The organism is Amorphus orientalis, assembly GCF_030814015.1.
Taxonomy (GTDB): domain Bacteria; phylum Pseudomonadota; class Alphaproteobacteria; order Rhizobiales; family Amorphaceae; genus Amorphus; species Amorphus orientalis.
Window position 1 is genome coordinate 155,139 of sequence record NZ_JAUSUL010000004.1, and the last position, 24,557, is coordinate 179,695.

At 67.5% G+C, this 24,557-nt stretch carries 22 protein-coding genes; 7 read left to right on the forward strand and 15 right to left on the reverse strand.

Annotation, left to right across the window (positions count from 1 at the left end; translation table 11 throughout):
• Nucleotides 1-157: 157 nt before the first annotated feature.
• From J2S73_RS17680 to J2S73_RS17695, 4 genes are all read right to left on the reverse strand, one after another.
• A complete protein-coding gene (locus tag J2S73_RS17680; protein ID WP_306886974.1) occupies nt 158-493 on the reverse strand; it encodes a hypothetical protein in 336 nt (111 codons plus the stop codon).
• Between the two features lie 157 nt (nt 494-650).
• Entirely contained in the window at nt 651-1,079 is a 429-nt protein-coding gene (locus J2S73_RS17685) for a (deoxy)nucleoside triphosphate pyrophosphohydrolase (RefSeq protein WP_306886976.1), read from the reverse strand.
• Nucleotides 1,080-1,085: 6 nt separating this feature from the next.
• Nucleotides 1,086-2,318, reverse strand: a complete 1,233-nt coding sequence (argJ, locus tag J2S73_RS17690; RefSeq protein WP_306886977.1) for a bifunctional glutamate N-acetyltransferase/amino-acid acetyltransferase ArgJ — start codon at nt 2,316-2,318, stop codon at nt 1,086-1,088.
• Between the two features lie 14 nt (nt 2,319-2,332).
• Complete coding sequence (locus tag J2S73_RS17695; RefSeq protein ID WP_306886978.1) at nt 2,333-3,181, reverse strand: peptidylprolyl isomerase; 849 nt, start codon at nt 3,179-3,181, stop codon at nt 2,333-2,335.
• A 254-nt stretch (nt 3,182-3,435) separates the two neighbouring features.
• On the opposite strand from J2S73_RS17695, the gene secA reads away from it, so the two are divergent.
• Together secA and J2S73_RS17705 are read left to right on the forward strand one after the other, a co-directional pair.
• Nucleotides 3,436-6,252 (forward strand): preprotein translocase subunit SecA, encoded by a 2,817-nt coding sequence (secA, locus tag J2S73_RS17700; RefSeq protein WP_306886979.1) that lies wholly within the window; start codon nt 3,436-3,438, stop codon nt 6,250-6,252.
• Nucleotides 6,253-6,373: 121 nt separating this feature from the next.
• Nucleotides 6,374-8,143, forward strand: a complete 1,770-nt coding sequence (locus J2S73_RS17705) for an SLC13 family permease (protein ID WP_306886980.1) — start codon at nt 6,374-6,376, stop codon at nt 8,141-8,143.
• Nucleotides 8,144-8,194: 51 nt separating this feature from the next.
• On the opposite strand, the gene J2S73_RS17710 is transcribed toward J2S73_RS17705, so the two are convergent.
• The 3 genes from J2S73_RS17710 to gloB all read right to left on the reverse strand — a co-directional run bounded on the left by J2S73_RS17710 (nt 8,195) and on the right by gloB (nt 10,563).
• Nucleotides 8,195-9,151 carry a calcium/sodium antiporter gene (locus J2S73_RS17710; RefSeq protein WP_306886981.1) on the reverse strand — a complete coding sequence of 319 codons (957 nt, stop codon included), beginning with the start codon at nt 9,149-9,151 and terminating at the stop codon, nt 8,195-8,197.
• A 167-nt stretch (nt 9,152-9,318) separates the two neighbouring features.
• Nucleotides 9,319-9,765 (reverse strand): cupin domain-containing protein, encoded by a 447-nt coding sequence (locus J2S73_RS17715; RefSeq protein ID WP_306886982.1) that lies wholly within the window; start codon nt 9,763-9,765, stop codon nt 9,319-9,321.
• Between the two features lie 24 nt (nt 9,766-9,789).
• The gene (gene gloB, locus J2S73_RS17720) at nt 9,790-10,563 is read right to left on the reverse strand and encodes a hydroxyacylglutathione hydrolase (RefSeq protein ID WP_306886983.1); all 774 of its coding nucleotides are present in this window, start codon (nt 10,561-10,563) and stop codon (nt 9,790-9,792) included.
• Nucleotides 10,564-10,709: 146 nt separating this feature from the next.
• On the opposite strand from gloB, the gene J2S73_RS17725 reads away from it, so the two are divergent.
• Nucleotides 10,710-11,519, forward strand: a complete 810-nt coding sequence (locus J2S73_RS17725) for a class I SAM-dependent methyltransferase (RefSeq protein WP_306886984.1) — start codon at nt 10,710-10,712, stop codon at nt 11,517-11,519.
• Here J2S73_RS17725 and metW read toward each other — a convergent pair.
• Entirely contained in the window at nt 11,455-12,066 is a 612-nt protein-coding gene (gene metW, locus J2S73_RS17730) for a methionine biosynthesis protein MetW (protein WP_306887198.1), read from the reverse strand. The two genes, J2S73_RS17725 and metW, sit on opposite strands and share 65 nt — an antisense overlap.
• A 5-nt stretch (nt 12,067-12,071) precedes the next feature.
• Entirely contained in the window at nt 12,072-13,280 is a 1,209-nt protein-coding gene (metX, locus tag J2S73_RS17735) for a homoserine O-acetyltransferase MetX (RefSeq protein WP_306886985.1), read from the reverse strand.
• Between the two features lie 200 nt (nt 13,281-13,480).
• Between metX and J2S73_RS17740 the strand changes: the two genes are divergently transcribed.
• From J2S73_RS17740 to J2S73_RS17750, 3 genes are read left to right on the forward strand one after another with little or no spacing between them, the layout of a single operon-like run.
• Nucleotides 13,481-14,278, forward strand: a complete 798-nt coding sequence (locus tag J2S73_RS17740; RefSeq protein ID WP_306886986.1) for a chorismate mutase — start codon at nt 13,481-13,483, stop codon at nt 14,276-14,278.
• A 1-nt stretch (nt 14,279) separates the two neighbouring features.
• Nucleotides 14,280-15,413 (forward strand): histidinol-phosphate transaminase, encoded by a 1,134-nt coding sequence (hisC, locus tag J2S73_RS17745; RefSeq protein ID WP_306886987.1) that lies wholly within the window; start codon nt 14,280-14,282, stop codon nt 15,411-15,413.
• Entirely contained in the window at nt 15,406-16,410 is a 1,005-nt protein-coding gene (locus J2S73_RS17750) for a prephenate/arogenate dehydrogenase family protein (protein ID WP_306886988.1), read from the forward strand. Before hisC ends, J2S73_RS17750 begins: the two co-directional genes overlap by 8 nt.
• On the opposite strand, the gene J2S73_RS17755 is transcribed toward J2S73_RS17750, so the two are convergent.
• The gene (locus J2S73_RS17755; protein WP_306886989.1) at nt 16,330-17,376 is read right to left on the reverse strand and encodes a DUF2125 domain-containing protein; all 1,047 of its coding nucleotides are present in this window, start codon (nt 17,374-17,376) and stop codon (nt 16,330-16,332) included. The genes J2S73_RS17750 and J2S73_RS17755 overlap by 81 nt on opposite strands.
• 357 nt (nt 17,377-17,733) lie before the next feature.
• Here J2S73_RS17755 and J2S73_RS17760 point away from each other — a divergent pair, with 357 nt between their 5' ends.
• Complete coding sequence (locus J2S73_RS17760; RefSeq protein ID WP_306886990.1) at nt 17,734-18,294, forward strand: gamma-glutamylcyclotransferase; 561 nt, start codon at nt 17,734-17,736, stop codon at nt 18,292-18,294.
• An 18-nt stretch (nt 18,295-18,312) separates the two neighbouring features.
• Here J2S73_RS17760 and J2S73_RS17765 read toward each other — a convergent pair whose 3' ends face one another.
• From J2S73_RS17765 to J2S73_RS17785, 5 genes are all read right to left on the reverse strand, one after another.
• A complete protein-coding gene (locus tag J2S73_RS17765) occupies nt 18,313-19,080 on the reverse strand; it encodes a lysophospholipid acyltransferase family protein (protein ID WP_306886991.1) in 768 nt (255 codons plus the stop codon).
• 146 nt (nt 19,081-19,226) lie between these two features.
• Nucleotides 19,227-19,856: a YdcF family protein gene (locus tag J2S73_RS17770; RefSeq protein ID WP_306886992.1), complete on the reverse strand. Its 630-nt coding sequence runs from the start codon at nt 19,854-19,856 to the stop codon at nt 19,227-19,229.
• Between the two features lie 165 nt (nt 19,857-20,021).
• Nucleotides 20,022-21,020, reverse strand: coding sequence for a cell division protein FtsX (locus J2S73_RS17775; RefSeq protein WP_306886993.1), 999 nt, complete (start codon nt 21,018-21,020; stop codon nt 20,022-20,024).
• Nucleotides 21,021-21,023: 3 nt separating this feature from the next.
• On the reverse strand, nt 21,024-21,683 hold the full coding sequence (ftsE, locus tag J2S73_RS17780) for a cell division ATP-binding protein FtsE (protein WP_306886994.1): 660 nt from the start codon (nt 21,681-21,683) through the stop codon (nt 21,024-21,026).
• Nucleotides 21,684-21,904: 221 nt separating this feature from the next.
• Nucleotides 21,905-24,472, reverse strand: coding sequence for a TIGR02302 family protein (locus J2S73_RS17785; protein WP_306886995.1), 2,568 nt, complete (start codon nt 24,470-24,472; stop codon nt 21,905-21,907).
• Nucleotides 24,473-24,557: the final 85 nt, after the last annotated feature.

A 24,557-nucleotide genomic window follows, 5' to 3' on the forward strand; every position in this document is an offset into this window, starting at 1 on the left:
GAAAGGAAGGTTCGGAGAAGACAGGCAGGTCTCTCCCCCTCTTTCTAGCCGCCCACGGACGGTGACCGCCAGCCCCGGCGCCCCAATCCCGAACGCAATCGGGCGCCCCCGGGATTTGCGGTCCCGGGGGGCGGCGTGACCGGATGGAACACGATCGTCAGTAGCCGCGGAAGCAGACCCGCTCACGGACCCAGACCCGGCGGCCGAGATAGGGATCGTAGACCTTGACCCGCTGGATGCGGCAGCGGCGCGGCGGATAGAAGCCGACATAGCCCGGTCCCCAGTGACCGTGAAAGGCGGGACCGCGGCCATGACCGTGGTACTTGTGGTGCTTGCCGGGATGCTTCCCCTTCTTGATGGCGATGGTGGTGGTTTCCACAGCCCTCTTCGCACCGGCCAGCGAGCCGGCGGTGGGCGCCGCATTGGCGGTCAGGGACCCACCCGCAACGGCGAGCGTGGTGGCGACGATGATCAGGCTCTTCTTGATAAGCATCTGTCTCTCCTCTGTGTGTCGGCGGAGATGTTTCCCTCGCCGATGTCCAGAGGATGGGGAGCAGCCGTCCGGATCCGAGTGACCGCCGTCACGAACCGGCCCCGGGCCGCTCCGAAACGCGCCGGAAGGTGACCGGGATCACGCTTTGGAAGGCGGATCAGACGATCAGATCAATCAAATGGGAGATCAGGGGTTCGTCGGCCGGCGGCATCTCGATGTCGCGCAGGGCCTTGGGCCGGACCCACCGCATCGCCTGGTTCTCAAGGCTCTGCGGAACGCCCTCCCAGCGCCGGCAGACATAAAGCGGCATCAGGAGGTGGAAATCATCGTAGGCGTGGCTGGCGAAGGTGAGCGGCGCCAGACAGGGCGGCGTGACCGTGATGCCGATTTCCTCGGCCAGTTCCCGCACGAGCGTGTCTTCCGGCCGCTCGCCGGCTTCGACCTTGCCGCCGGGGAATTCCCACATCCCGGCAAGCGCCTTGCCTTCGGGGCGCTGGGTGATCAGCACCCGCCCGTCCACATCGATCAGCGCGCAGGCGACCACGAGCACGAGGCGGACCGACGCACCCTCTCCGATGGCTGCCACCCGGATCTAGCTCCGATAATCGCCGTTGATGGCGACATATTCCTTGGTGAGATCGCAGGTCCACACCGTGGCGGTTCCGCGCCCGAGGCCGAGATCCACCCGGATCCGGATCTCCGGCTCCTTCATCACCTGCGATGCCGCAGCCTCGGAGTAGCCCGGATCGCGCTCGCCCTCGACCGCAACCCGCACGTCGCCGAACCAGATCGCCAGCCGGTCGCGCTCCGCCGGCTCGCCGGCCTTGCCCACCGCCATGACGATGCGGCCCCAGTTGGCGTCCTCTCCGGCGATCGCCGTCTTCACAAGCGGCGAATCCGCGATGGAGCGCGCGATGACGCGGGCGGACCCGTCGGAGTCCGCCCCCTCGACCGTGATCTCGACGAACTTGCGCGCTCCCTCACCGTCCTTGACCACCTGGTGAGCAAGATCGAGCAGCAGATCGTCGAGCGCCGCCCTAAAGCTCCGGGCGTCGTCGGACACGTCGGAGGCGATCTCCGGATTACCGGCCTCGCCAGTGGCGAAGAGAAGCACCGTGTCGGAGGTCGAGGTGTCGGAATCGATGGTGATGGCGTTGAAGCTGCCGTTCACTCCGGCCTTGAGGAACCGGGTCAGCACCTCCGGTGCGACCGCCGCGTCCGTCGCGATGAAGGACAGCATCGTGGCCATGTCCGGCGCGATCATGCCGGCGCCCTTGGCGATGCCGTTGAGGGTGACGGTTGTTCCGCCGACGGTCGCCGTGCGGGTTGCCACCTTCGGATAGGTGTCGGTGGTCATGATAGCCCGGGCGGCGTCGAGCCAGCCCGCGCCCTCAAGACGGGTTGCCGTCTCGCCCAGGACACCATCGAACTTGAAGGGATCGAGCGGTTCCCCGATCACGCCGGTCGACGCCAGGAAGACCTCGCCGGTCGGAACCGAGAGCGCATCGCCGACCAGATCGGCGGAGACGGAAACCGCCTCGCGCCCCTTCTTGCCGGTGAAGGCATTGGCATTGCCGGAATTGACCAGAAGCGCCTGGGCCTTGCCGCCGGAGAGGCGCTCGCGGCACCAGTCGACGGCCGCCGATGGACACTTCGAGCGGGTCAGCACGCCCGCGACCGAGGTACCCTCGGCAAACCGCATCAGGAGAACGTCGGTGCGGCCGGCATATTTGATGCCGGCCTGGGCCGTCGCCATGGTGACGCCGGCAATCGCCGGCATGGCCGGGTAGGAGTCCGGCGCGAACGGGGAGACGGCCTCGCTCATCCGCAGCCCCGCCGTTACTGCTGGCTCTCGCCGGACGCATCCGGCGTGTCGGTCGCAGCCTCGCCCACGATCTCGATGTCGGCGTCGGCCTTCAGGCTTTCCAGCGTCTCGGTGAAGCGCTCGCGCACCATCGCCTGGCGGAGCTGGTCCGCGACCTCCTCGAAGGCCGGCGGCGCCTGCTCGCGGCGATCCTCGACTTTGATGACATGGTAGCCGAACTCGGTCTGCACCGGCTCTTCGGTGTAGCTGCCGGCATCGAGGGCGAATGCGGCCTCCTCGAACGGCGGCACCATCTGCCCCTGGGTGAAGTAGCCGAGGTCGCCGCCCTGGCTGGCCGACGGTCCGGTCGAATGCTCGCTCGCGAGTTCGGCGAAATCCGCGCCCTCGTCGAGCTGCTCGATGAGCGCCTTCGCCTCGTCCTCAGTCTCCACGAGAATGTGGCGCGCGTGAATCTCCTCCTGGGGATCGAGCTTGGCCACTTCCTCGTCGTAGCGGGCGCGCACGTCGTCGTCGCTCACCGCGCCGGCGATGTTCTCCTGGAAATAGATGTCGCGCAGCGCCTGGGCGACCAGGAAGTCCCGCTCGGCCTGGAAGGCGGCGCTGTCTTCGAGGCCGGCTTCGCGCGCGGCGTCGGCAACGACCTGAAGATCGATGAGCGCCTGGATCAAAACGTCGCGACGCTGGTTCTGAGGCACCTGAGACAGACGCTCGCCGAGCATCTCGCCAGCGCGCTCGACATCGGTCTCGGTGATCTCGGTATCGCCGACCCGGGCGACCACGCCGTCCTGGGCCAAAGTTGCGGAAGCGGGAAGCGCGACCGCTGCCGCAAGGGCCAGAGCACGGACGAAAGAGCGTTGCAGCATCAAGATTGCCTTTCAGATTGGACGTCGGTCACCCGAAGCGCGGGCACACTGTCGGAAAGCAGTTACGTTGACAACCACCAGGCCCCCTCTTATGTCTCGCATGCCGCCTCGGAGCGCCGCGCAAGCCGCGCCCGGTCCGCTCCGTCCGGTGGGAGCCTTTCCCTCGATCGGTCGTGCAGGTCGGCCCCCGGACCCCGGCGAGGCACCCCGACCGGCAAAGTCAGACAGCGTCTCCATCGGAGGTTAGAGCGGCCATGATCGGGCTCGCCGGACTGACCCGAAAGATTTTCGGTACTGCGAACGACCGCAAACTCAAGAGCTTCACCAGCCGCGTTGAGCAGATCAACGCAGCGGAGGCTGAAGTTCAGGGCCTCGACGACGAGGCTTTGCGGGCACGGTCGCGCGAATTCCAGGAAAAGATCGCCGCCGGCACCTCCGTCGACGACCTTCTCGTTCCCGCCTTTGCGACGGTCCGCGAAGCGGCCAGGCGCGTCCTCGGCCAGCGTCATTTCGACGTGCAGCTGATCGGCGGCATGGTCCTTCACGAAGGCGGCATCGCCGAGATGAAGACCGGTGAAGGCAAGACGCTCGTTGCCACCCTTCCGGTCTATCTGAACGCGCTCGCCGGTAACGGCGCCCACGTGGTCACCGTCAACGACTACCTGGCCAGCCGCGACGCCGACTGGATGGGGCAAGTGTACCGGTTCCTGGGGCTCAGCGTCGGCAAGATCGTGCACGGCATGTCCGACGAGGATCGCCGCGCCGCCTATGCCGCCGACATCACCTACGGAACCAACAACGAGTTCGGCTTCGACTATCTGCGCGACAACCTGAAATACGACACCGCGACGATGACCCAGCGTGGCCATGCCTTCGCGATCGTCGACGAGGTGGACTCCATCCTGATCGACGAGGCGCGCACGCCGCTGATCATCTCCGGTCCGCTCGAGGACCGCTCGGAATTCTACACTTCGGTGGACGGGTTCATTCCCAAGCTCTCCGAAGGCGACTACGAGCTCGATGAGAAGCTGCGCTCGGCGAGCTTCACCGAAGACGGCAACGAGCGGCTCGAGCAGCTTCTCGGCGAAGCCGGCATGCTGAAGGGCGAGTCGCTCTACGACGTCGAGAACGTCTCGATCGTCCATCACCTGCAGCAGGCGCTTCGCGCGCACAAGCTGTTCCAGCGCGACCGCGACTACATCGTCAAGAACGGCGAAGTCATCATCATCGACGAGTTCACCGGCCGCATGATGCCGGGGCGTCGCTACGGTGACGGGCTGCACCAGGCCCTGGAGGCCAAGGAGCAGGTTCCGATCCAGCCGGAAAACCAGACGATCGCCTCGATCACGTTCCAGAACTATTTCCGCATGTACGACAAGCTGGCCGGCATGACCGGTACGGCCTCGACGGAAGCGGAAGAGTTCATGGACATCTACGGGCTCGAAGTGGTCGAGGTTCCGACCAATCTGCCCGTCTCGCGTGTCGACGAGGACGACGAGGTCTACCGCTCGACCGACGAGAAGTACCAGGCGATCATCGCCCTGGTGGACGACTGCCACGCCCGGGGCCAGCCGCTCCTTGTCGGCACCACCTCGATCGAGAAATCCGAGCTGCTCGCGGACAAGCTGAAGAAGGCCGGATTCAAGCAGCGCGACTTCTCCGCGCTCTACGATCCGGAGGCCAACAAGACCGCCAAGGTCTTCCAGGTCCTGAACGCCCGCTATCACGAGCAGGAAGCCCACATCATCGCCCAGGCCGGCATTCCCGGCGCTGTGACCATCGCCACCAACATGGCCGGCCGCGGCACCGACATCCAGCTCGGCGGCAACGCAGACATGCGGGTCGCCGAAGAGCTGTCGGAGATGCCGGAGGGCCCCGAGCGCGAGCAGCGCGAGGCGCAGATCCGCTCCGACGTGGCGACCCTCAAGGAGCGCGCCCTGGCCGCTGGCGGCCTCTACGTGGTCGGCACCGAACGCCATGAGAGCCGGCGCATCGACAACCAGCTTCGCGGCCGCTCGGGCCGCCAGGGCGATCCCGGCCGCTCCAAGTTCTTCCTGTCGCTCCAGGACGATCTGATGCGGATCTTCGGGTCCGACCGGATGGACGGGATGCTGCAGCGCCTCGGGCTGCAGGAGGGCGAGGCCATCGTCCATCCCTGGATCAACCGGGCCCTGGAGAAGGCCCAGTCGAAGGTCGAGGCGCGCAACTTCGACCAGCGCAAGAACGTGCTGAAATACGACGACGTCATGAACGACCAGCGCAAGGTCGTGTTCGAGCAGCGGCTCGAGCTGATGTCCGGCGAAACGGTTCAGGAAACCGTGGCCGACATGCGCTACGACGTGGTCGTCGGGCTCGTCGCCAAGCACATTCCCGAAAAGGCCTATCCGGAACAGTGGGATGCGGCGGGCCTCAAGGAGGCCGTCCGCAACATTCTCAATCTCGATGTGCCGGTCGACGAATGGGCCAACGAGGAAGGCATCGCCGATCAGGAGGTGCGCGAGCGCCTGCTGACGGCCGCCGACGAGGCCGCCGCCCGCAAGGTCGCCAAGTACGGCCCAGATGTCTGGCGGCAGGTCGAGAAGTCGGTGATCCTGCAGATCCTCGACCATCTCTGGCGCGAGCATCTGGCTACCCTCGACCAGCTCCGCTCGGTCATCGGCTTCCGCGGCTATGCCCAGCGCGATCCGCTCAACGAGTACAAGACCGAGGCGTTCGCACTGTTCGAGCAGATGCTGGCCAGCCTGCGCGAAATGACGACCGCGCAGCTTGCGCGCATCGAGCTTCAGCAGGCGCCCCCGCAGCCGACCAACGCCGACCTGCCGGAGATGGAAGCCCATCACGAGGATCCCTTCACCGGGCAGGACGAAATGGCGATGGCCGACGCGGAGGTCGCCCATTCCGCTGCGAACGGCAGCGGTCAGGCCACGGCGACGCGGCCCCGTCCGGCAGCCGCCGAAGCGCCGGCCCGCGATCCGAACGATCCCCGGACCTGGGGCAAGGTGGGCCGAAACGAGCCCTGCCCGTGCGGATCGGGCAAGAAATTCAAGCACTGCCACGGCAAGTTCGGTTGAGATCGACCGGGATGACGGCGGGACTCGGGTTCCCAATCCCCCTCATCCCGGCCGCACCTGACCCGGCGCAGGTGCGCGCCGGGCGTGGCTCTGGCACGACGTGCGGGGCTCGGATTCCGGCATGAGCTACCAGCTCACGGCGCTTTTCGCGCTTTTCGTCGCGGTCTTCGCATTCCTCATCTGGGGCCGGTTCCGTTACGATCTGGTTGCGTTCGCCGCACTCGTGATCGGCGTCATCATCGGCGCCGTTCCAACCGACGTCGCCTTCACCGGGTTCGGCCATCCGGCCACGCTGATCGTCGCCCTGGTCCTGGTGGTCTCGCGCGGTCTGGTGAACGCCGGCGCCATCGCCTACCTGGCGCGCCTGGTCCGGCGCAGCGGCGACAGCATTCCGCGGCACGTGGCCACGATCGGCGGGATCGGCGCACTCCTGTCCGCCTTCATCAACAACGTGGCCGCCCTCGCCCTGCTGATGCCAGTGGACCTGGAAGCCGCCAAGCGCGCTTCACGGCCGGCCAGCGACACCCTGATGGCCCTGTCGTTCGCCACCATCCTCGGCGGCCTGGTCACCATGATCGGCACGCCGCCCAACATCATCGTCGCCCAGTATCGCGCCACCGTCGAAGGCGCCCCCTTCTCCATGTTCGACTTCACGCCGGTCGGCCTCGTCTGCGCCGGCGTCGGCCTCGCCTTCATCGCGCTGATCGGCCGCCGGCTCGTGCCGCACCGCGAGGGGCTCTCGCCCGACCCGCTGTCCGCGATCAACGACTATTTCGGCGAGCTCGAGGTTCAGGAAGGCTCCAAGTCCATCGGCCGGCAGGTGAGCGAGCTGGACGCAAAGGCCCAGGAGAACGAGGCCCGGATCCTCGGCCTGGTCCGGAACGGCAAGAACCTGCCCGGCCGCGCTCTGGCCGCCGAGATCGAAGAAGGCGACCTGCTCCTGGTCGAAGGCTCTCCGGAGGCGCTCGACCGGCTGCGCAGCGAAGAGGAACTCTCCATCGTCGGCAGCAACGTCATCGAGGATATCGGCGGCGGCGACATGACCCTCGTGGAGGCCGTGGTTACGCGCGAAGGACGCGCCGAGGGCCGCTCCGTGGCCCAGATCGGCCTGCTCCACAATCACGGCGTCAGCCTGCTCGGCGTCTCGCGCCAGGGCAAGCGCATCTACGGCCGGGTGCCGGGGCTGCGGCTCAGGGCCGGCGACATCCTGCTGCTCTACGGACCGGCCGAACGGATGGACGACGTGGTCGCCTGGCTCGGGACCCTTCCCCTCGCCGAGCGCGGGCTGAACGTCACCCAGGGTCACCGCGCGTGGCTGGCGGCCGGTCTTTTCGGCATCGCGGTGGGCTGCGCCAGCTTCGGCATCATCGATCTGGCGATCGCGCTGGCGGCCGTCGCCGTCCTGTATGTGGTTCTCGACATCGTCCCGATCCGAGAGGTCTACGACCACATCGAGTGGCCCGTGATCGTCCTGCTCGGTTCGATGATCCCGCTGGGGGCCGCCCTGGAGGAGGCGGGAGGAACCGCGCTGATCGCCGAATGGATCGTGGCGGGAACACAGGGCCTGCCGGCCGCGGCCATCCTGGCCGTCGTCATGATCGTCACCATGACCCTGTCGGACGTCCTCAACAACACGGCAACGGCGGTGGTGGCGGCGCCCACCGGCTACGAGATCGCCACCCGGCTCGACGTCTCCCCCGATCCGTTCCTGATGGCCGTGGCGGTCGCCGCCTCGTGCGCCTTCCTGACCCCGATCGGGCACAAGAACAACACGCTGGTCCTTGGTCCCGGCGGATATCAGTTCGGCGACTACTGGCGGATGGGACTGCCGCTGGAAATCCTGATCGTCGCGGTCGGCGTCCCGGCGATCCTGACGTTCTGGCCGCTCTAGGAGCAGATCCCAGGAAAAGTGGGACCCGTTTTCTCTCGCCCGATACCGGGCTCAGGAAATCCCGAGATAGAGCACGCCGATATAGGCCGCGTAGGCGCCCAGAAGAACGCCGCCTTCGATCCGGGTCACCCGGGCGCCTGTGGCCACCATTGCCACCATGACCACCGACACCCCCACCATGATGGGAATGTCGAAGGTCAGCATGTCCAGGGACACCGGGACCGGGTGGACCAGCGCGGTGATGCCGCCGATCCCAAGCACGTTGTAGACGTTCGAGCCGAGCACGTTGCCGAGCGCGATCTCGGAGTGCTTGCGCACGGCCGCCACGATCGAGGTCGCCAGTTCCGGAAGCGAGGTGCCAAGCGCGACCAGCGACAGTCCGATCACGTCCTCGGAGATGTTGAACAGCCGCGCGATCGTCACCGACCCGTCCACCAGCTGGTTGGCACCGATCACGACGACGGCGCAGCCGACGACCACCAGGATCGCATCGAGGTACCAGGGCTTGGCCGTCACCTCGCCGGGATCGGGAACCTCCGCGGCCTCGGTGTCCACGAGATCGCCGGACTTGCGCTCGCTGAAATAGAGCCAGCCCAGATAGAGGACGAGCCCGGCCACGAAGAGACCGCCGATCCAGCGCCCCAGCTCGCCGGTCATCGCGGCAAGCCCGAACGCGATCGCCGTCACGATGACCAGCAATCCGTCGCGCGTCGCCGCCTTCCGCGAGCAGGCGAACGGCCTGAGGGCGGCGGCCACGCCGAGAATCAGAAGGATGTTGGCGATGTTGGACCCGACGATGTTGCCGACGGCGATGCCCGGCGCACCGCGCCATGCGGCTTCCAGGCAGGTGACGAGTTCGGGGACGGAGGTTCCGAAACCGACGATCGTCACGCCCACCACGAGGGGTGACATGCCGAGGCGGACGGCGAGGCGCGAAGCACCGCGCACAAGAAACTCACCGCCGATCAGGAGACCGGCCACACCGGCCAAGATCTGGAAAAGGATCATTCAATCGTCCGGGAAAGGGCGAAACGGGCCAGAGCATCGGGACATGCATGCGAGCGACCGACAGCCCCGAGGGGATCGGTCAGGTCCGTTGACTTAGATTGGGGCGGCGGACCCGATTCGCCAGTGCGAACCGTTGGAAAACCGACGCAGCCGACGATCTTCGTCCCTTATCCGCGCGGATCGCGGGGCACGGGCCGCCAGTCGGGCGGGGCAAGCTCGAACCCGTCGAAGGAGAACCCGGGCGAGACGGTGCACCCGACCAGCGTCCACTGGCCGAGGCTTTCGGCTGTCTGCCAGACGTGGGGCTGAATGATCACCTGAGGGCGTTCGCCGGCGAGGATATTGGGGCCGAGCCGGTGGGCCGCGGCGTCGTGGCCGTCGGGGGAGAGGGTCAGCGCGAGCGGGCCGCCCGCGTACCAGTGCCAGACCTCGGTGGCGTCGACACGGTGCCAGGCGGACACGTCGCCGGCGGCGAGAAGATAGTAGATGGTTGTGGAATGATCCCGGCCGCCCGCCGGATTGGGCTCGCGATGGGTTTCGCGGAAGAACCCGCCCTCCGGATGCGGCGCCAGCTGCAGCTCGCGGACGAGCGCCTCGGCCGATGTGTCATTCATTCAGGTGGTCCTTTTTCTGATTGATCAGGCAACGTCCCGGCGCCCGCGGAGCTCGGCAAACACGGCTTCCGGGCTTTCGCCCGCCAGTCCGACCGCTTCCGCCAGGGCCGGGTCGTCCGCCCGCAGGAACGGGTTGGTCGCCTTCTCGTCCGCCATGGTCGTCGGGATCGTTGGCTCGCCCCTCGCCCGGGCCGCGTTCACCGCAGCGACCCGCTCACGAAGCGTGGCGTTGTCCGGATCCACTCCGGAGGCGAACTCGGCGTTCTTCTGGGTGTACTCGTGACCGCAGTAGATCCGCGTCTCGTCGGGCAGGACGTCGCGCAGCGTCTTCAGGGACGCCCACATGGTTGCCGCGTCTCCCTCGAACAGCCGCCCACAGCCCATGGCGAACAGGGTGTCCCCGGTGAAGGCGACCCCGAGGTCGGGAAACCAGTAGGAGAGCGGCCCGGCCGTGTGGCCCGGCGTTGCGATCGCCCGTACCGCCCACGGCCCGAGCGTCGTGGACGCGCCGTCTTCGAGGAACTCGTCCAGCACCTCGATCCGGCTCGCCTCCTCCTTCGGGCCGGTAACCAGTGCGCCGTTCCGGGCCTTCAGGTCCGGAACGCCCGCCACATGATCGGCGTGGTGGTGCGTGATCAGGATGTGGTCGAGCGACCAGCCCGTCTCGTCGAGCACTGCCGCGATGGGCCCGGCTTCCGGCGCATCGACCAGAATTGTCGTCTTGCTGTCGGGATCGTGGATCAGAACGGCATAGTTGTCCGAGCGGCAGGGAATCAGTCGGATATCGGCGTCGGCCATCATGGTCTCCCCACTGTCCTGTTGCGGAATTGTCCTATCATTCCGACCTGCGCAGCGCCACAGTATCAGCGCAGTCGGAGATCGCCGATCATGCCGGGCCGGAACGGAACCCGGCGGGCACGCGAGAGGATGGAGCGACTTCGGAAATGCATCTCGACGCCATCGAGATCCGCAATTTCTATCTTTCCCCGCGCGGCCGGATCGTCCGGCAGCTGCTGTCACTCCGTATCCGGGAGATCTGGCCCGATGTCCGCGGCCAGCGTCTGGTCGGGCTCGGGCATGCGACGCCCTTCCTGCGTCCGTTCAAGGACGAAGCCGAGCGCGTTCTCGGCTTCATGCCGGCCCAGCAGGGCGTGATCGCCTGGCCGGCGGAAGGTCCGCTGGTCACCTCGCTCGTCCACGATGCCTGTCTGCCGCTTCCCGACGCTTCCGTGGAGCGGGTCCTGCTGATTCATGCCTTGGAGGGTGCCCACGCGCCCCAGGCCATGTTGCGGGATGTGTGGCGGATTCTCGCGCCCGGCGGCCGCGTGCTGGTGGTGGTGGCCAACCGGGCCGGGCTCTGGTCCCGCGTCGAATCGACCCCGTTCGGGGTGGGGCGGCCCTTCAGCCGCAGCCAGATCGCCCGGGCTCTGGAGGACCTCTCCTTCACGCCGGGACGCATCGAGACCGCGCTCCACGTACCGCCCTCCACCACCCGCTTCGTGCTGGGATCGGCGCGCGGCTGGGACCGGATGGGCAGCCGGGTGTGGCCCGGTCTAGCCGGCGTCGTCGTCGTGGAAGCGGAGAAGCGGCTCGTGCAGCCGATCAATCCGGGCAAGAAGCTGCGGGTGCCGGCGCTGGTTCCCGCGCTGCGGCCGAACCCGGCGCCGGCTCCGCGGTCTCAGACCCGTTTCAGCGGTGAAGAAGGAACACAGCCTGTTGGCCGAACATGTTCCAGAACCACCACGGTGCTCTGATCGGCATCCGCCCGCCGGTGGCGTTGAGGGCGATCGCCTCCTGCACGGTGGCGTCGAGCTCCTCGCAGAGGCTCACGAAATCCCGGATCGTACAGAAATGGATGTTGGGCGTGGCGTACCATGGCTCCGGCAGATGCGGCGTGATCGGCATCCGGCCCTGGAAAAGGAGCTGCATCCGCATGCGCCAGTGCCCGAAATTCGGAAACGACACGATCGCGTAGCTGCCGATGCGCAGAAGATTCTGAAGCACGGTCTTGGGATCGCGGGTCGCCTGCAGCGTCTGGCTCAGGATCACATAGTCGAAGGATTCGTCCAGATAGGCGTCCAGATCGGCGTCGGCGTCCCCCTGGATCACCGACAGACCGCGGGCCACGCACTCGTTCACACCGGTCTGGGAGAGTTCGATGCCGCGCGCGTCCACGCCCTTGTCGAGGGCGAGCCGCTCCATCAGTTCGCCGTCGCCGCATCCGACGTCGAGCACGCGCGAGCCGGGCGCGACCAGGCTCGCCACGACTTCCAGGTCGAAACGGGAACCGTTGTGGGTGATGATGGTCATTCGGCGTCCGGATCCGCTGCAGGCGGCTCGATCCCCCGCACATGGGCGGCGCCGGTCAGGAAGCCGCGCGTCACACGGAAAAGTTCCGGCTCGTTGAGCAGAAAGGAATCGTGGCCGCGGTCGGTCTCGATCTCGACGAAGGAGACGTTGGCGCCGGCAGCGTTCAGCGCGTGCACCACGTTGCGGCTTTCCTTGGTCGGGAACAGCCAGTCCGACGTGAACGAGATCACGCAGAAGCGTGTCGGCGACCGGCGGAAGGCGTTGGCCAGCACGCCGCGATGGTCGATGGCGAGGTCGAAATAGTCCATCGCCCGGGTGACGTAGAGATAGGAGTTCGCGTCGAACCGGTCGACGAAGGTCGAGCCCTGGTGGCGCAGATAGCTCTCGATCTGGAAATCGGCGTCGAACCCGAACGTGATCTGATCCCGGTCCTGCAGCGCACGGCCGAACTTGCTGTGCAAGGCCTCCTCCGAGACATAGGTGATGTGCGCGGCCATGCGCGCCACCGACAGTCCCTTCTTCGGGATCAGGCCCTCTTCCAGATAACGGCCGCCGCGCCAGTTCGGATCGGCCATGATCGCCTGCCGGCCGACTTCGTGAAACGCGATGTTCTGGGAGGAATGACGCGCGCCGGCGGCGATCGGCACCGCAGCGAACACCCGCTCCGGATAGCTCGCCGCCCATTCCAGGACCTGCATGCCGCCCATCGATCCGCCGACCACGGCGAACAGCGTGTCGATCCCGAGACGGTCGATCAGCATCGCCTGGGCCCGGACCATGTCGGCGATGGTGACAACCGGCAGCTTCAGTCCGTAGCGCCCGCCTTCCGGGTCGCGCGAGGCCGGGCCGGTCGTGCCGGCGCAGCCGCCGAGCACGTTGGCGCAGATGACGAAGAAACGGTCGGTATCGACCGGACGGCCCGGCCCGACCATCAGGCTCCACCAGCCCGGCTTGCCGGTGATCGGGTGCGTCGACGCAGCGTACTGGTCGCCGGTCAGCGCATGGCAGACAAGAATGGCGTTGGAGCGGTCGGCGTTCAGCTCGCCGTAGGTTTCGTAGGCGATCTGCCAGGGCGCCAGCGTCCGGCCCGCGTCGAGGACCAGCGGCTCATCGACACCGAAGCGCTCGACCGGGCTCGACGGGGAATCGACCTCCCTGAGCCGTGCCTGTGACACGGCGTCCTCATGGTCGGGGTGGTGGGTCATACGGGGTCCGGACAAGGGAAGGTCAGCTGCTCGCTGGGTCATGTAGCTAGGAAACGGGGTCGCCGGGTGTCAATGTTTTCTTTGATTTTGCGGCTCCACTCTTCTAAGGGTGTCGGCTCGCGTCAGGCTTGGTTCGCCGACGACTTATGGTACCCCTCATGTCTCTTACGACCTCACGGGGGTCATCGGATTCGGCCCCGGTGACGCTCGATGCTCTCCGGAACCGGATCGATACGATCGACGCCGAGGTTCACGCCCTGTTGATGGAGCGTGCCCGCATGGCGGCTGACATCGCCGCCACCAAGGGCGACCTGCGGTCGGCGACAATCATCCAGCCGGATCGCGAGGCGCGTGTCCTCAAGCGGCGCTTCGACGATCATGACGGCGTCCTGCCTCTCCCAATCATCGCGCATATCTGGCGCACCGTCATCTCGGGCGTGTCGGGTCTGCAAAGGCCGTTCCAGATTCACCTCTCCGATTCAGGCGACGGCGTGGCACGCGACGTCGCGCGCTTCTGGTTCGGCTTCCAGGCCGGGCTCGTTCCGGCCGACACGGCGGCATCGGCGCTCGCCTCACTGGCCTCCAACCCCGGGGACCTGGCGGTGGTGCCGCTTGCCGGGGGCGACGGCTGGTGGACCGGGCTCGGCGAGACCGCCCATGTGGTCGCCCGGCTGCATGCCCCCGGACGCGAATCCGATCACTGCTTCCTGATCGGCGGCGCGCTGATCGGACGGTCGACGGAAGGGGCGACCCTTTACCGGGCCGCGCTCGGGTCAACCGGCGACGTCCCGGACATCGACGGCGTGGACATCATCGACACCGTATCGGGCCCTGGCGGAGCGCATGCGCTGATCGCCTCGAGGCTCCCGGAAGAGACGGTGGACAAGGCGTGGCGAGAGGCCACGGGGATCGACAGCCGGCCGCTGGCCATCGGCGGCTTCGATCCGGATCTGATTTCGGTTGCCGGTGTCGCCGCGCAATCCAGTAGGAGTGAATGAGATGACTGATGGCAACACGGTGAATCGTCCCGTCGCCCGCCCCGGCGTCATGGCGATCGCGCCCTATGTCCCGGGCAAGTCCAAGGGCAGCCGTGTCCGCACCTATCACAAGCTCTCCTCCAACGAGACGCCGCTCGGGCCGAGCCCGAAGGCGGTCGAGGCCTACAAGACGGCGGCATCCCACCTCGAGCTTTATCCGGACGGCTCGACGGCGGAGCTGCGCGAAGCCATCGCCGGCGCGATGGGCATCAATCCGGCCCAGATCATCTGCGGCAACGGCTCCGACGACCTGCTCGGCATGATCACGCACGCCTATATCGGCGAGGGCGACGAGACGATCTTCACCGAGCACGGGTTCCTGATGTACCGCATCGTCACCCTGGCGGCGGGCGGCACCCCTGTCGTGATCCCGGAAACCGACAAGAAGGCCGATGTCGACGCGATCCTCGCCGCGGTGACGCCGCGCACCAAGATCGTGTTCCTCGCCAATCCCAACAATCCGACGGGCACCTACCTGCCCCAGTCGGAGGTGCGCCGCCTGCACGCGGGCCTGCCGAAGAACGTGGTGCTCGTGCTCGACGCGGCCTATGCGGAATATGTCCGGCGCAACGACTACGAGGCGGGCATCGAGCTCGTCGGCCAGAGCGAGAACGTGATCATGACCCGCACCTTCTCCAAGGTGCACGGACTGGCGGCGCTGCGCGTCGGCTGGGCCTACGGTCCGGAGCACATGATCGACGCGCTGAACCGGATCCGCGGCCCGTTCAACATCAACGCGCCGGGGCTTGCCGCCGCGACCGCCGCGATCAAGGACCGCGCCTTCCTGGAGGCTGCGGTGGACCACAATGCCAAATGGCTGCCGTGGCTCACCGAGGCGTTCACGGAGCTGGGCATCGAGGTGACGCCGAGCGTCGGAAACTTCCTGCTTCTCAATTTCCCGGAAGGTTCCGGCCTCACGGCGGAAGCCGCCGACCTGTTCCTGCTCGAGGAAGGGATCGTGCTGCGCCGGCTGGAGCCCTACAACCTGCCGAACGCGCTGCGCATGTCGATCGGGAGCGAAGAAGCCAACCGCGCCACCGTGGATGCGCTCGCCCGCTTCATGAAGGGCGGCGGGGAACAGGCCGCCCATGGCTGATCCCCTGTTTCGCCGTGTCGCCATCATCGGCATCGGCCTGATCGGTTCCTCCATCGCCCGCAAGGTGATGAAGGAAGGTCTGGCCGAGGAAATCGCGATCTGCGACCGGGGCGCCGCCGCGCTTGCGGAAGCCCGCGAGCTCGGCCTCGGGCACGTCTACGAGGAGAATCCGGGCGACGCCGTCAAGGGCGCCGGCCTGGTCGTCTCCTGCGTTCCGGTCGGGGCCGCCGGCGACGTGGCCGTGTCGATCGCGCCCTGGCTGGAGCCGGACGCGCTGGTCACCGACACCGGATCGGTCAAGGCAAGCGTGGTGCGGCAGATGCTGCCTCACCTGCCCGATGCCTCGCGCTTCGTGCCGGCTCATCCGGTTGCGGGAACGGAGAATTCCGGCCCCTCCGCCGGGTTTGCCGACCTGTTCGAGAACCGCTGGTGCATCCTGACGCCCACCCGCGAGACCGATCTGCGGGCGCTCGACCGGGTGTCGGAGTTCTGGCGGCGGCTGGGCGCGGACGTCGAGACGATGACACCGGAGCACCACGATCTGGTGCTGGCCATCACCAGCCATCTGCCGCATCTGATCGCCTACAACATCGTCGGCACCGCGGACGACCTCGAAGAGGTGACCCAGTCCGAGGTCATCAAGTTCTCCGCGGGCGGCTTTCGCGACTTCACGCGCCTGGCCGCCTCGGATCCGACCATGTGGCGCGACGTCTTCCTGCACAACCGCGAGGCAGTGCTGGAGGCGCTCGGCCGCTTCTCCGAGGATCTGGCCGCCCTGCAGCGGGCGATCCGGTGGAGCGACGGCACCACCCTGTTCGACACCTTTACCCGCACCCGTGCGATCCGCCGCGGCATCATCGATGCCGGCCAGGAAATCGCCGAGCCCGATTTCGGACGGCGCGCGGCGACGTCGAAATCAGCGGACGCGGATGGCGTCGACGGGGACCGGGGGGATGCGCCCGAGCGGAAACAGGCCGGCGCTCACCCGTCCCGCTGAGATCGCCAGCGGGAAGCTCCGCGCCTGAACGCCCTCGATTTCCGTCGGCCGGCCCAGCTTGAGGATGGTGTCGATCAGGCTGCGAAGATTGTCCGCGCGGCCGGCGGCCAGCGTATCGAGATAGGGCAGGCTCTGTCCGTCGGCGGCGACAGCCACGTCGACGGAACCGTCCAGATAGCCGTCCGGACGCACCGTGAGGTCGCCGGCGGCCGACAGCCGGGCCTCGCCCGCCTGCAGCGAGAACAGGGACAGTTCGATCGGCACGCCGCCGAGTTCGGCAAGAACCTGCTGCGCGGTCGCGTTCCCTGCGCCGGACAGACCGGCGAGACCCTCGATCGCGGTGACCAGCGTCGCGTCGATGGGCGGGCCGTCTACTGCGGGCTCCACGCCGCCGAGGCGCACGGCGACGTCGACCGTGTCGCTCACGTCCGGGTCCATGCGGACATGCAGTTCCGCCAGCCTTGCCGCGAAGACCTCGCTGCCGAGCGTGGCGATGCGCGGGTCCTCGACCGACAGGGAAAACCGCCCGAGCTGATCGCCTCGCACCGAGATGCTGGCGCGGGCGAGGCTCCAGTCGGCTGTCGTCTCGGGAAAGTCACCGTCGCTGATGACAGCCGGGCCGGCGAAGCCGACGATCACATGGCGGGGATTGTAGATCAGGCCGACGGCGCTGAGCCCATCGAGCGTGATGGTCGCGTCGGGGAGCGTGAGGCTGGTGGCTTCGCCGCAGCGCAGCTCGATGCGGAACGGGTAGCCGCTGATCGTCCGGTCCGTGCAGTCGAGAACGACACCCTGCTGCGACGCGTCGTCCAGAACCGTCAGGAACATGCGTTCGGCGTAGGCGGCGGCGACGAACCAGAACACGGACCATGCGACGGCCACGACGACCACCACCGCCGCAAGAATGGCGATCCGCCGTCCAAACCGGGGTCGTCTGGTTTGGGAGCCGGTTTCATAGTGCGCCACGCAGACATCCTTCCCTGTTCCCGCAGAGTTGCGGCCCGAAGATCCCCGAACCCGGTCTCTGGATAGCCTGAATCCGCGCCGCATCCCATCGCCCGATCCGCGACGAAAAGCCGTCCACCGGCCTGGCGGTTCCCGGCGCGCCAATCCGTGCTAGAGCATGTCGTGTTCGAATTGAATCGGTCTGAACGATAAAAATCTGCCCAAGTCATTGAATCTGGATCTGTTTGTTATCGCTCGGATGGTTCCGTCTGGGCGGAAAAGGCTCCAGGGCCTGACCGGGCCGGACGACGACCATCGGCACTCACGGACCGAAGCCGGCCAAACGGGCGACGTGAACGAAGCGCGGGGTATGACGGATTGACCGCACCGGAGGATCTCTGGGTATTCGGCTACGGCTCTCTGATGTGGAGGCCGGGCTTTCCCTATCTCGAGGCCGCACCCGCCCGGATCAAGGGCCGGCACCGGCGATTGTGCGTCTACTCCTGGGTCCACCGCGGGACCCAGGACCATCCCGGGCTGGTCCTCGGGCTCGACCGCGGCGGTTCGTGTCTCGGCCGCGCCTTCCGCGTGGCGGCGTCCGACCGGGAGGCGACGATCGACTATCTCCGGGCCCGCGAGCAGGTGACCATGGTCTATCTGGAGCGCACCGTGCAGGCCGCACTTCAGGATGACACGGGGCGGGTCGTGGGGGCACTGACCTACGTGGTCGACCGCAAGCACCCGCAATATGCCGGGCTCCTTCCGCTTGAGACCCAGCTCGATCTGGTGAGCCGGGCCACCGGCCAGTCGGGTCCCAATCCGGACTATGTGCTGGCGACCACCGATCATCTGGAAGAGATCGGCTTTCGCGACGACGGCCTGCACTGGATCAGCGAACGCCTGCGTCGGAACCGGGAGCGCGCTGCCCGCAGCGCCTGAGCCGCATTTCGGGCTGCGTCACGCGGAGGCGGCCTCCCGGTCCGCCCCGCCCGGCGGCGTCATGCCGAGTTCGGCAAGCCCTTCCCGGTAGAGCCGGTCGGAGGACGTCTCGATCTCGTCGACGAGCCGGTTGCGGAACGTCTTGAGCGGAAGCCCCGGCGGGATCGCCGGCTTGAACTCCACGACGATGGTGCCCGGACGCCGCAGGATCGAGCCGCGCACCCAGAACAGCCCGGAATTCAGCGCCACGGGAACCACGGGCCGCTCCAGCCGGTGATAGAGATGGGCGATGCCGTTCTTGTAGGCCGGCTCCGCGCCGGGCCGGGTCCGGGTGCCTTCCGGGAAGATGATCACCTGCCGCCCCTGATCGATCGCCGCCTGTCCCTTCTCGGAAATCTCGCTCAGCGCCTTGGAGCCGGCGCTGCGATCGACCCCGATCATGTCGAACTTCCGGGCGTACCAGCCGAACAGCGGCAGCAGGAACAGCTCCTTTTTCAGGATGAAGGCCGGATCGGGCAGGATCGGCATCAGCGCGAACGTCTCCCAGGCAGCCTGGTGCTTGGACGCGATCAGCGCTCCGTCGGTCGGAATGTTCTCCCGCCCGCGGATCTCCATCTTCACCCCGCAGATCACCCGCAGCAGGAAGAGATTGATCCGCGCCCAGATCTGCATCGGGCGGATGCCCGCCTTTCGCGGCAGCACGAACAGCGGCAGCGACACGATGCAGACGATCGCGACATTCAGGAAGAAGGCGACAAGGAAGACGATCGAGCGGATGCGGAGCATGCGGGAACCAGTCGGGTGGATCGGTCTGAAACGACGCGCCGTCCGGCGCGGGCTGCCCACACATGCCGAATTTGAAGGGGAAAGAGAAGACTGCAATCCCCATCCCGTCAGCCGGAAACGAGGAACGTCGGCGCAGCGCGGCCGGCTCAATCGTGCCGGTGCACCTGGGCCAGGCGGATCAGCTCGCGCGTCGGCGCGCTTTCCTCGAGGCTGAGGCGGAGCCGGGCGAGCGCGTATTTGACGTATTCGCGCACCATGACCTTCATGGCCGCCCCGTCGCTGTACCAGTTCGCAAGCTTGAGGTTCTCGTGCATCACCGGGAACGGGATCAGTTCCTGATCCGGCAGTTCCCGCTTCAGCTCCGCCAGCGTCCGGGGCATGTGATAGGCGCTGGTGACGATGATCAGCCTATGGAAGCCGCGATCTGAAGCCCAGTAGCGGGTCTGGCGGGCGTTCTCGATCGTGTCGAGCGCCTCGCGGTCGATATCGACGCAGCAGTCGAAGATGGTCTTCTGGGCGGAGACGGCCGTGGCGATCTGGCCTTCCGTGGTCGCCGGATTCACACCGGTGATCAGAAGCCGCTCGGCGCGGCCTTCTTCCAGAAGCGCAATGGCCCCGTTGATGCGCTGGGCGCCGCCGGTGAGCACCACGATCGCGTCGCCGTGGGGATCGGCCGGGGTCTGGGCCGAGGCGACCTGGTCGGCGAACCACAAAAACCCTGCGACGACGAAAGCGCTCAAGACGCCAAGGGTGAACAGGCACGCGCGCGGAAGCACCGCCGCCCGCGTTGCGGTCGTCGTTTCGAGATCAGCCGGATAATGTGATTCGAGCCTTCCGACATCTTCAGTCATTGCCCGACAGACTACCCCCGATTGCGGCAGCCAGAAGGCGTTTCTTGCGCGAAACTTGGCTGTTGTCCCAAGGTGCCCGGTGGCGGCCGCTCAATCAAGCCTGGTCAGATGGCGATAGACGGCAATGCGCGAGGACACCGCCGTCAGGATCGCCACCGCAAATACGATCCCGAGCGTGGCGACGTAGCCCTCGTACCCGATGGCCAGAGGGCCGAGAAGTGCCTGGGCCTGGGCCACGGCGACCGTCCCGCGCGCCGACCCGGCCACGATTTCCAGCGCCACGAACAGGACCAGCGCAACCCCGCCGCCGATCAGGCCCCCGACAAACCCTTTCAGCAGAAAATGCTTCTGGAATTCCCGGGCCACGAAGCTGTTCTCCGCGCCGACGAAATGCAGCACCTCGATCACCTGGATGTTGGATGCGATCGCCGCCCGGGTCGCGAACACGATCGAAAAGGCAAGCGCGGTCAGCATCAATGCCACCACCGCGCCCCCCGTGAAGATCACCGAGCGGGCGACACTGGCCAGCTGGCCGCTCCACATGGTGTGGTCGTCGAGGCTGGCCCCGGGCACTTCCGCTTCCAGCCGTGCCTTGAGGGCGGCCGTGTCCAATTGCCGCGGATCGGAGATGGTCACCACCACCAGTCGGGGCACGGGCAGCGCGTCGAGGGAGAGCCCTTCGCCGAGCCAGGGCTCCAAGAGCGCGTCGTTGTCGGACTTGGACAGCGCCCGGGCCGCCCTTACCCCCGGCGCCGCTTCGGCGATGCGCACAGCCTGCTCCAGCCGCGGCAGCATCTCCTGTCCGTCGATGGGCCGGATCTGGATGGAGAGTTCGCGCGCGATCTCCGACTGCCAGTCGCCGGCGGCGGAGGTCACCAGGCTGACGACGCCGATCGTCAGGCAGGACAGCAGCGTCATGATCGCCACGACCACGGTCAGGGCCCGTCCGGCGACGCTGCTCGCCGGGACAATCGACCCGGTGCGCCCGCTCGCTGCCGCGCCTCCGTCCGCGGCCTGGGCAGCGCGCTCCTCCTCGGCGAACGGATTGTCCTCCGTCTCGGCCTTCTTGCGACGGGGCAACCGCACCATGGCCTACTCCGAGATCTCGAGCCGGCCGTCGAACAGGATCAGCCGGCGCGCGTCGACCTGGTCCATCAGGCCGATGTCGTGGGTCGCGATCACGACGGAGGTGCCGAGGCGGTTGAGCTCGAGAAACAGGCGCAGGAGGCGGCGCGCCAGCGGCGGATCGACGTTGCCGGTCGGCTCGTCGGCCAGAAGCAGTTCCGGCTGGGTGATGAGGGCGCGCGCGATCGCCGCGCGCTGCTTCTCGCCGCCCGACAGGATCGGCGGATAGGCGTGCATCCGGTGCCCGAGGCCGACCCAGCGCAGAAGCTCGACCACGTCGGTGCGGTAGTCCGCCTCCTCCTTGCCGGTCACGCGCAACGGCAGGGCCACGTTGTCGAACGTCGTGAGATGGTCGAGCAGGCGGAAATCCTGGAAGACGACCCCGATCCGGCGGCGCAGGGCCGGCAGTTCGGCCGGGTTGATGCGGGAGACATCCTTGCCGAACGCGCTCATGAACCCGCGCGTGGGCTTCAGCGACAGGAACATCAGCCGGATCAGCGACGTCTTGCCGGCGCCCGACGGTCCGGTCAGGAACTGGAAGGAGCGCGGCGGAATGTGGAAGCTGACGTCCTTCAGGACCTCGGTTCCCATCCCGTAGCGAAGTCCGACATTCTCGAAGCGGATCACTTCGGCTCCCCGGCGAGATCTGGGCAGTTGGCGAGCCGGCTCCGGTCGGGTCGAGACACCGGATCGGGAACGGCTCCAGGGGCACACGCGGCAAGCGAATCGCCTGCGCGCGCCATCGCCCAATCCTGTGGATGCGCCCGGTTCAAATCAAGGTGCAGCAGACAGACGGATCGGGGCGCGCGGCATCCCGGCCTCGCGCCCCGTCGGACTCACCCGGCGGGTCAGTTTCCGGGAAGCAGCCGTTCCAGATAGTCGAGCTCCAGCGCCGGACGCTGCGGATCGCTCAGCCGGTTGCGCAATTCCTCCAGGATGCGGCGCGCGCGCTGCACGTCGATCTCGTCGGGAATCTGCACCCGGCTCGTCATGTCCGACCCTTCGTTGCGCCGGAAGCGCCCGAGCGGATCGCGTTCCTGGCCCTGGGCCGTCTGTCCGGGCTGGTTACCGCCGGGCTGGGTCCCGTCGCCGGCCATCTGCTGCGCCATCGACTGGGCGCCCTCACGCAGCTGTTCGAGCGCGTCCGCCTGATCGCCGATCGCCTCGCCCGGCTGGCCCTGGCCGAGTTCGCCTTCGGCGCGGCCCATGGACTGGCCGGCGTCGCCGAGCTGCTGGTTCGGTTCCAGACCCTGGTCAAGCAGGCGCTCCATGAGCTCCTGCAGGCTCTGCCCGAGCTGGCCCTGGCTCTCCTGCAGGCGGCGCAGCTCGTCGGCCAGTTCCTGGGGGCTGCGGCTCATGCCGTCCTGACCTTGCTGCCCCTCGCCCTGCTGACCTTGCTGGCCCTGCTGGCCACGCTGCCGGTCGAGCCGGTGGGTGTCGTTCATCAGCTCCTGCTGGCGCTGGATCATCTTGCCCAGCTCGTCGAGCATCTGCTCCATCTGCCCCATTCCGGACTGGGGCATCATCTGGGGCTGGCCGGCCTGCAGGTTCTCCATCATGCGCTGCATCTCCGACAGGAGCTGCTCGGCCTGATCGCGCGCGCCCGACTTCGCCAGTTCCTCGATCTGGGACAGCATGCGGTCGAGATCCTGCGAGGTCATGGTCTGCGCGTTCGGATCCATCTGCTGCATGGACTGGGGATTGCGCATCGCCTGCTGCGCCAGCTCGCGCATGTAGCGGTTCATCGCCTCGCGCAGTTCCCGGGTGAGCCGTGAGATCTCCTCGTCGGAGGCGCCGTTCTGCAATGCCTGCCGAAGCGCCTCCTGGGCTGCCTTGAGGGCGCGCTCGGCGTCGGACAGCTCGCCGTCCTCGATCAGGACCGCGACCTCCCAGAGCGAATCAAGGACGTTGCGCAACGCCTCATCGTCGCGGGCGGCCACGAGTTGGCGGTAGACGAAATCGACGGCCAGGAAATGCCCGTCGGTGGCGAAGACCGGATCGGGATAGAGCATCAGGGACGACAGCGCGTCGATCACCCGCGGCTGGCTGTTCGCATCGTAGGCCTGGATCCGGCGCTGCTCGATCAGAGCCTGAGCCAACGGCTGATAGAACGGCCGCATCGGCAGCACGAATTGGCGCGTTTCGCTTCGCCCTTCCTGGCCCTGCTCGTCGGTGGCAACCAGCGTCACCGCGACGCGCGCACCGGCCCAGGGATGGCCGGAGAGATCCTGGGTCGTGCGGGCGTCGCCCAGACCGTCCCGGCGTCCGGGAAGAGACAGCGCGAAATCAGGCGCCTCGATCAGCGGCCGGCGATCCTCTTCGGCGGAGATGCCCGACGGCGGCTCGACCAGCCGGAATTCGGCCCGGGCCTCGGTCACGCCGTAGTCATCCTCGGTCTGGTAGCGCAGCTCGAGCGCGCCGCGCGCCGTCGCCGTGGGGTCCTCGGTGAACCGGATCGCCGGGGCCCCATCGGCCTCCACCGCGAACGGCCAGCGCTGCAGGGACCGGCCGCCGCTGGCCACCTCCACCGTCGAATCGGAATCCAGAACGATGGTCGCTTCGCGCGGGCCGTCGGGCGCGGCATCGCCCGTCGTCCCCTCGCTGACGGCGACCGGCTCGATCGCCTCGGTGGCGTCTCCGGCCGCCCGCGAGACGGTCACATCGTCGACGCCCTGAATCCGCAGCACCAGTTCGCTGCCAACCGGGACCCGGATCGGGCCCGCATCGGCCGGCCGGTTCGCGCCGGTGAGGAAGATCGGAGCCATCCCCGTATAGGCCGGCGGCGAGACCCAGGCATCGAGACGCAGGGTGGGACCGGCCGAACTCGGCTCGGGCATGACGAAGGCGGCCCGCACGCGCTCCCAGTATTGTCCGGAACCGGCGGCCAGACCGATGAACAGAAGAATGCCGACGACCGAGCGCAGGGCATAGGGATCGCGGCGGAAGAGCTGCGGAGACGGCAGACGGGCAGAGACGCGATCGAGCGCTGCTGCCATGCGCGTGCGGTGCGCCGTCCACAGCGCGCGAGACGCCGGGTCGAGGTCGGCGGACGGCGCGTCGCGATAGGCGGTGAGCGGACGGTGGGGGACGTCGGACTGGTGCTCCAGCCTGCGCACCGCCTCATTGCGGGTCGGCATGTTGAAGCGGGCCAGCGGCACCAGCGAGGCCAGGAAGCCCAGCCCCAGAATGGCGAGCACGGCCATGTGCAACCAGACCGGGGCAACCAGCCAGAATCCAAGCCACGAGACGGACAGGAAGAGGATTGCCACCCCGAGTGGCAGAGCCAGGGCCGGCCACAGCCGCTCCCAGAGCAGCGACAGCCGGGCTTGCCGGATCAGGCGTTCGACGCGCTCCGCGACCGGATCGCGCGCATCGGCGCCGCTGTCCTCGTCCGCTGTGCCATTCAATCGGGCCATACCTGCTCCAAGCCTGTGCCCCGCCCCGTTGCCGCATGCCACACGCGACTGAACGGTAGCATGCGCCGTGCCAAAGGGTCATCCG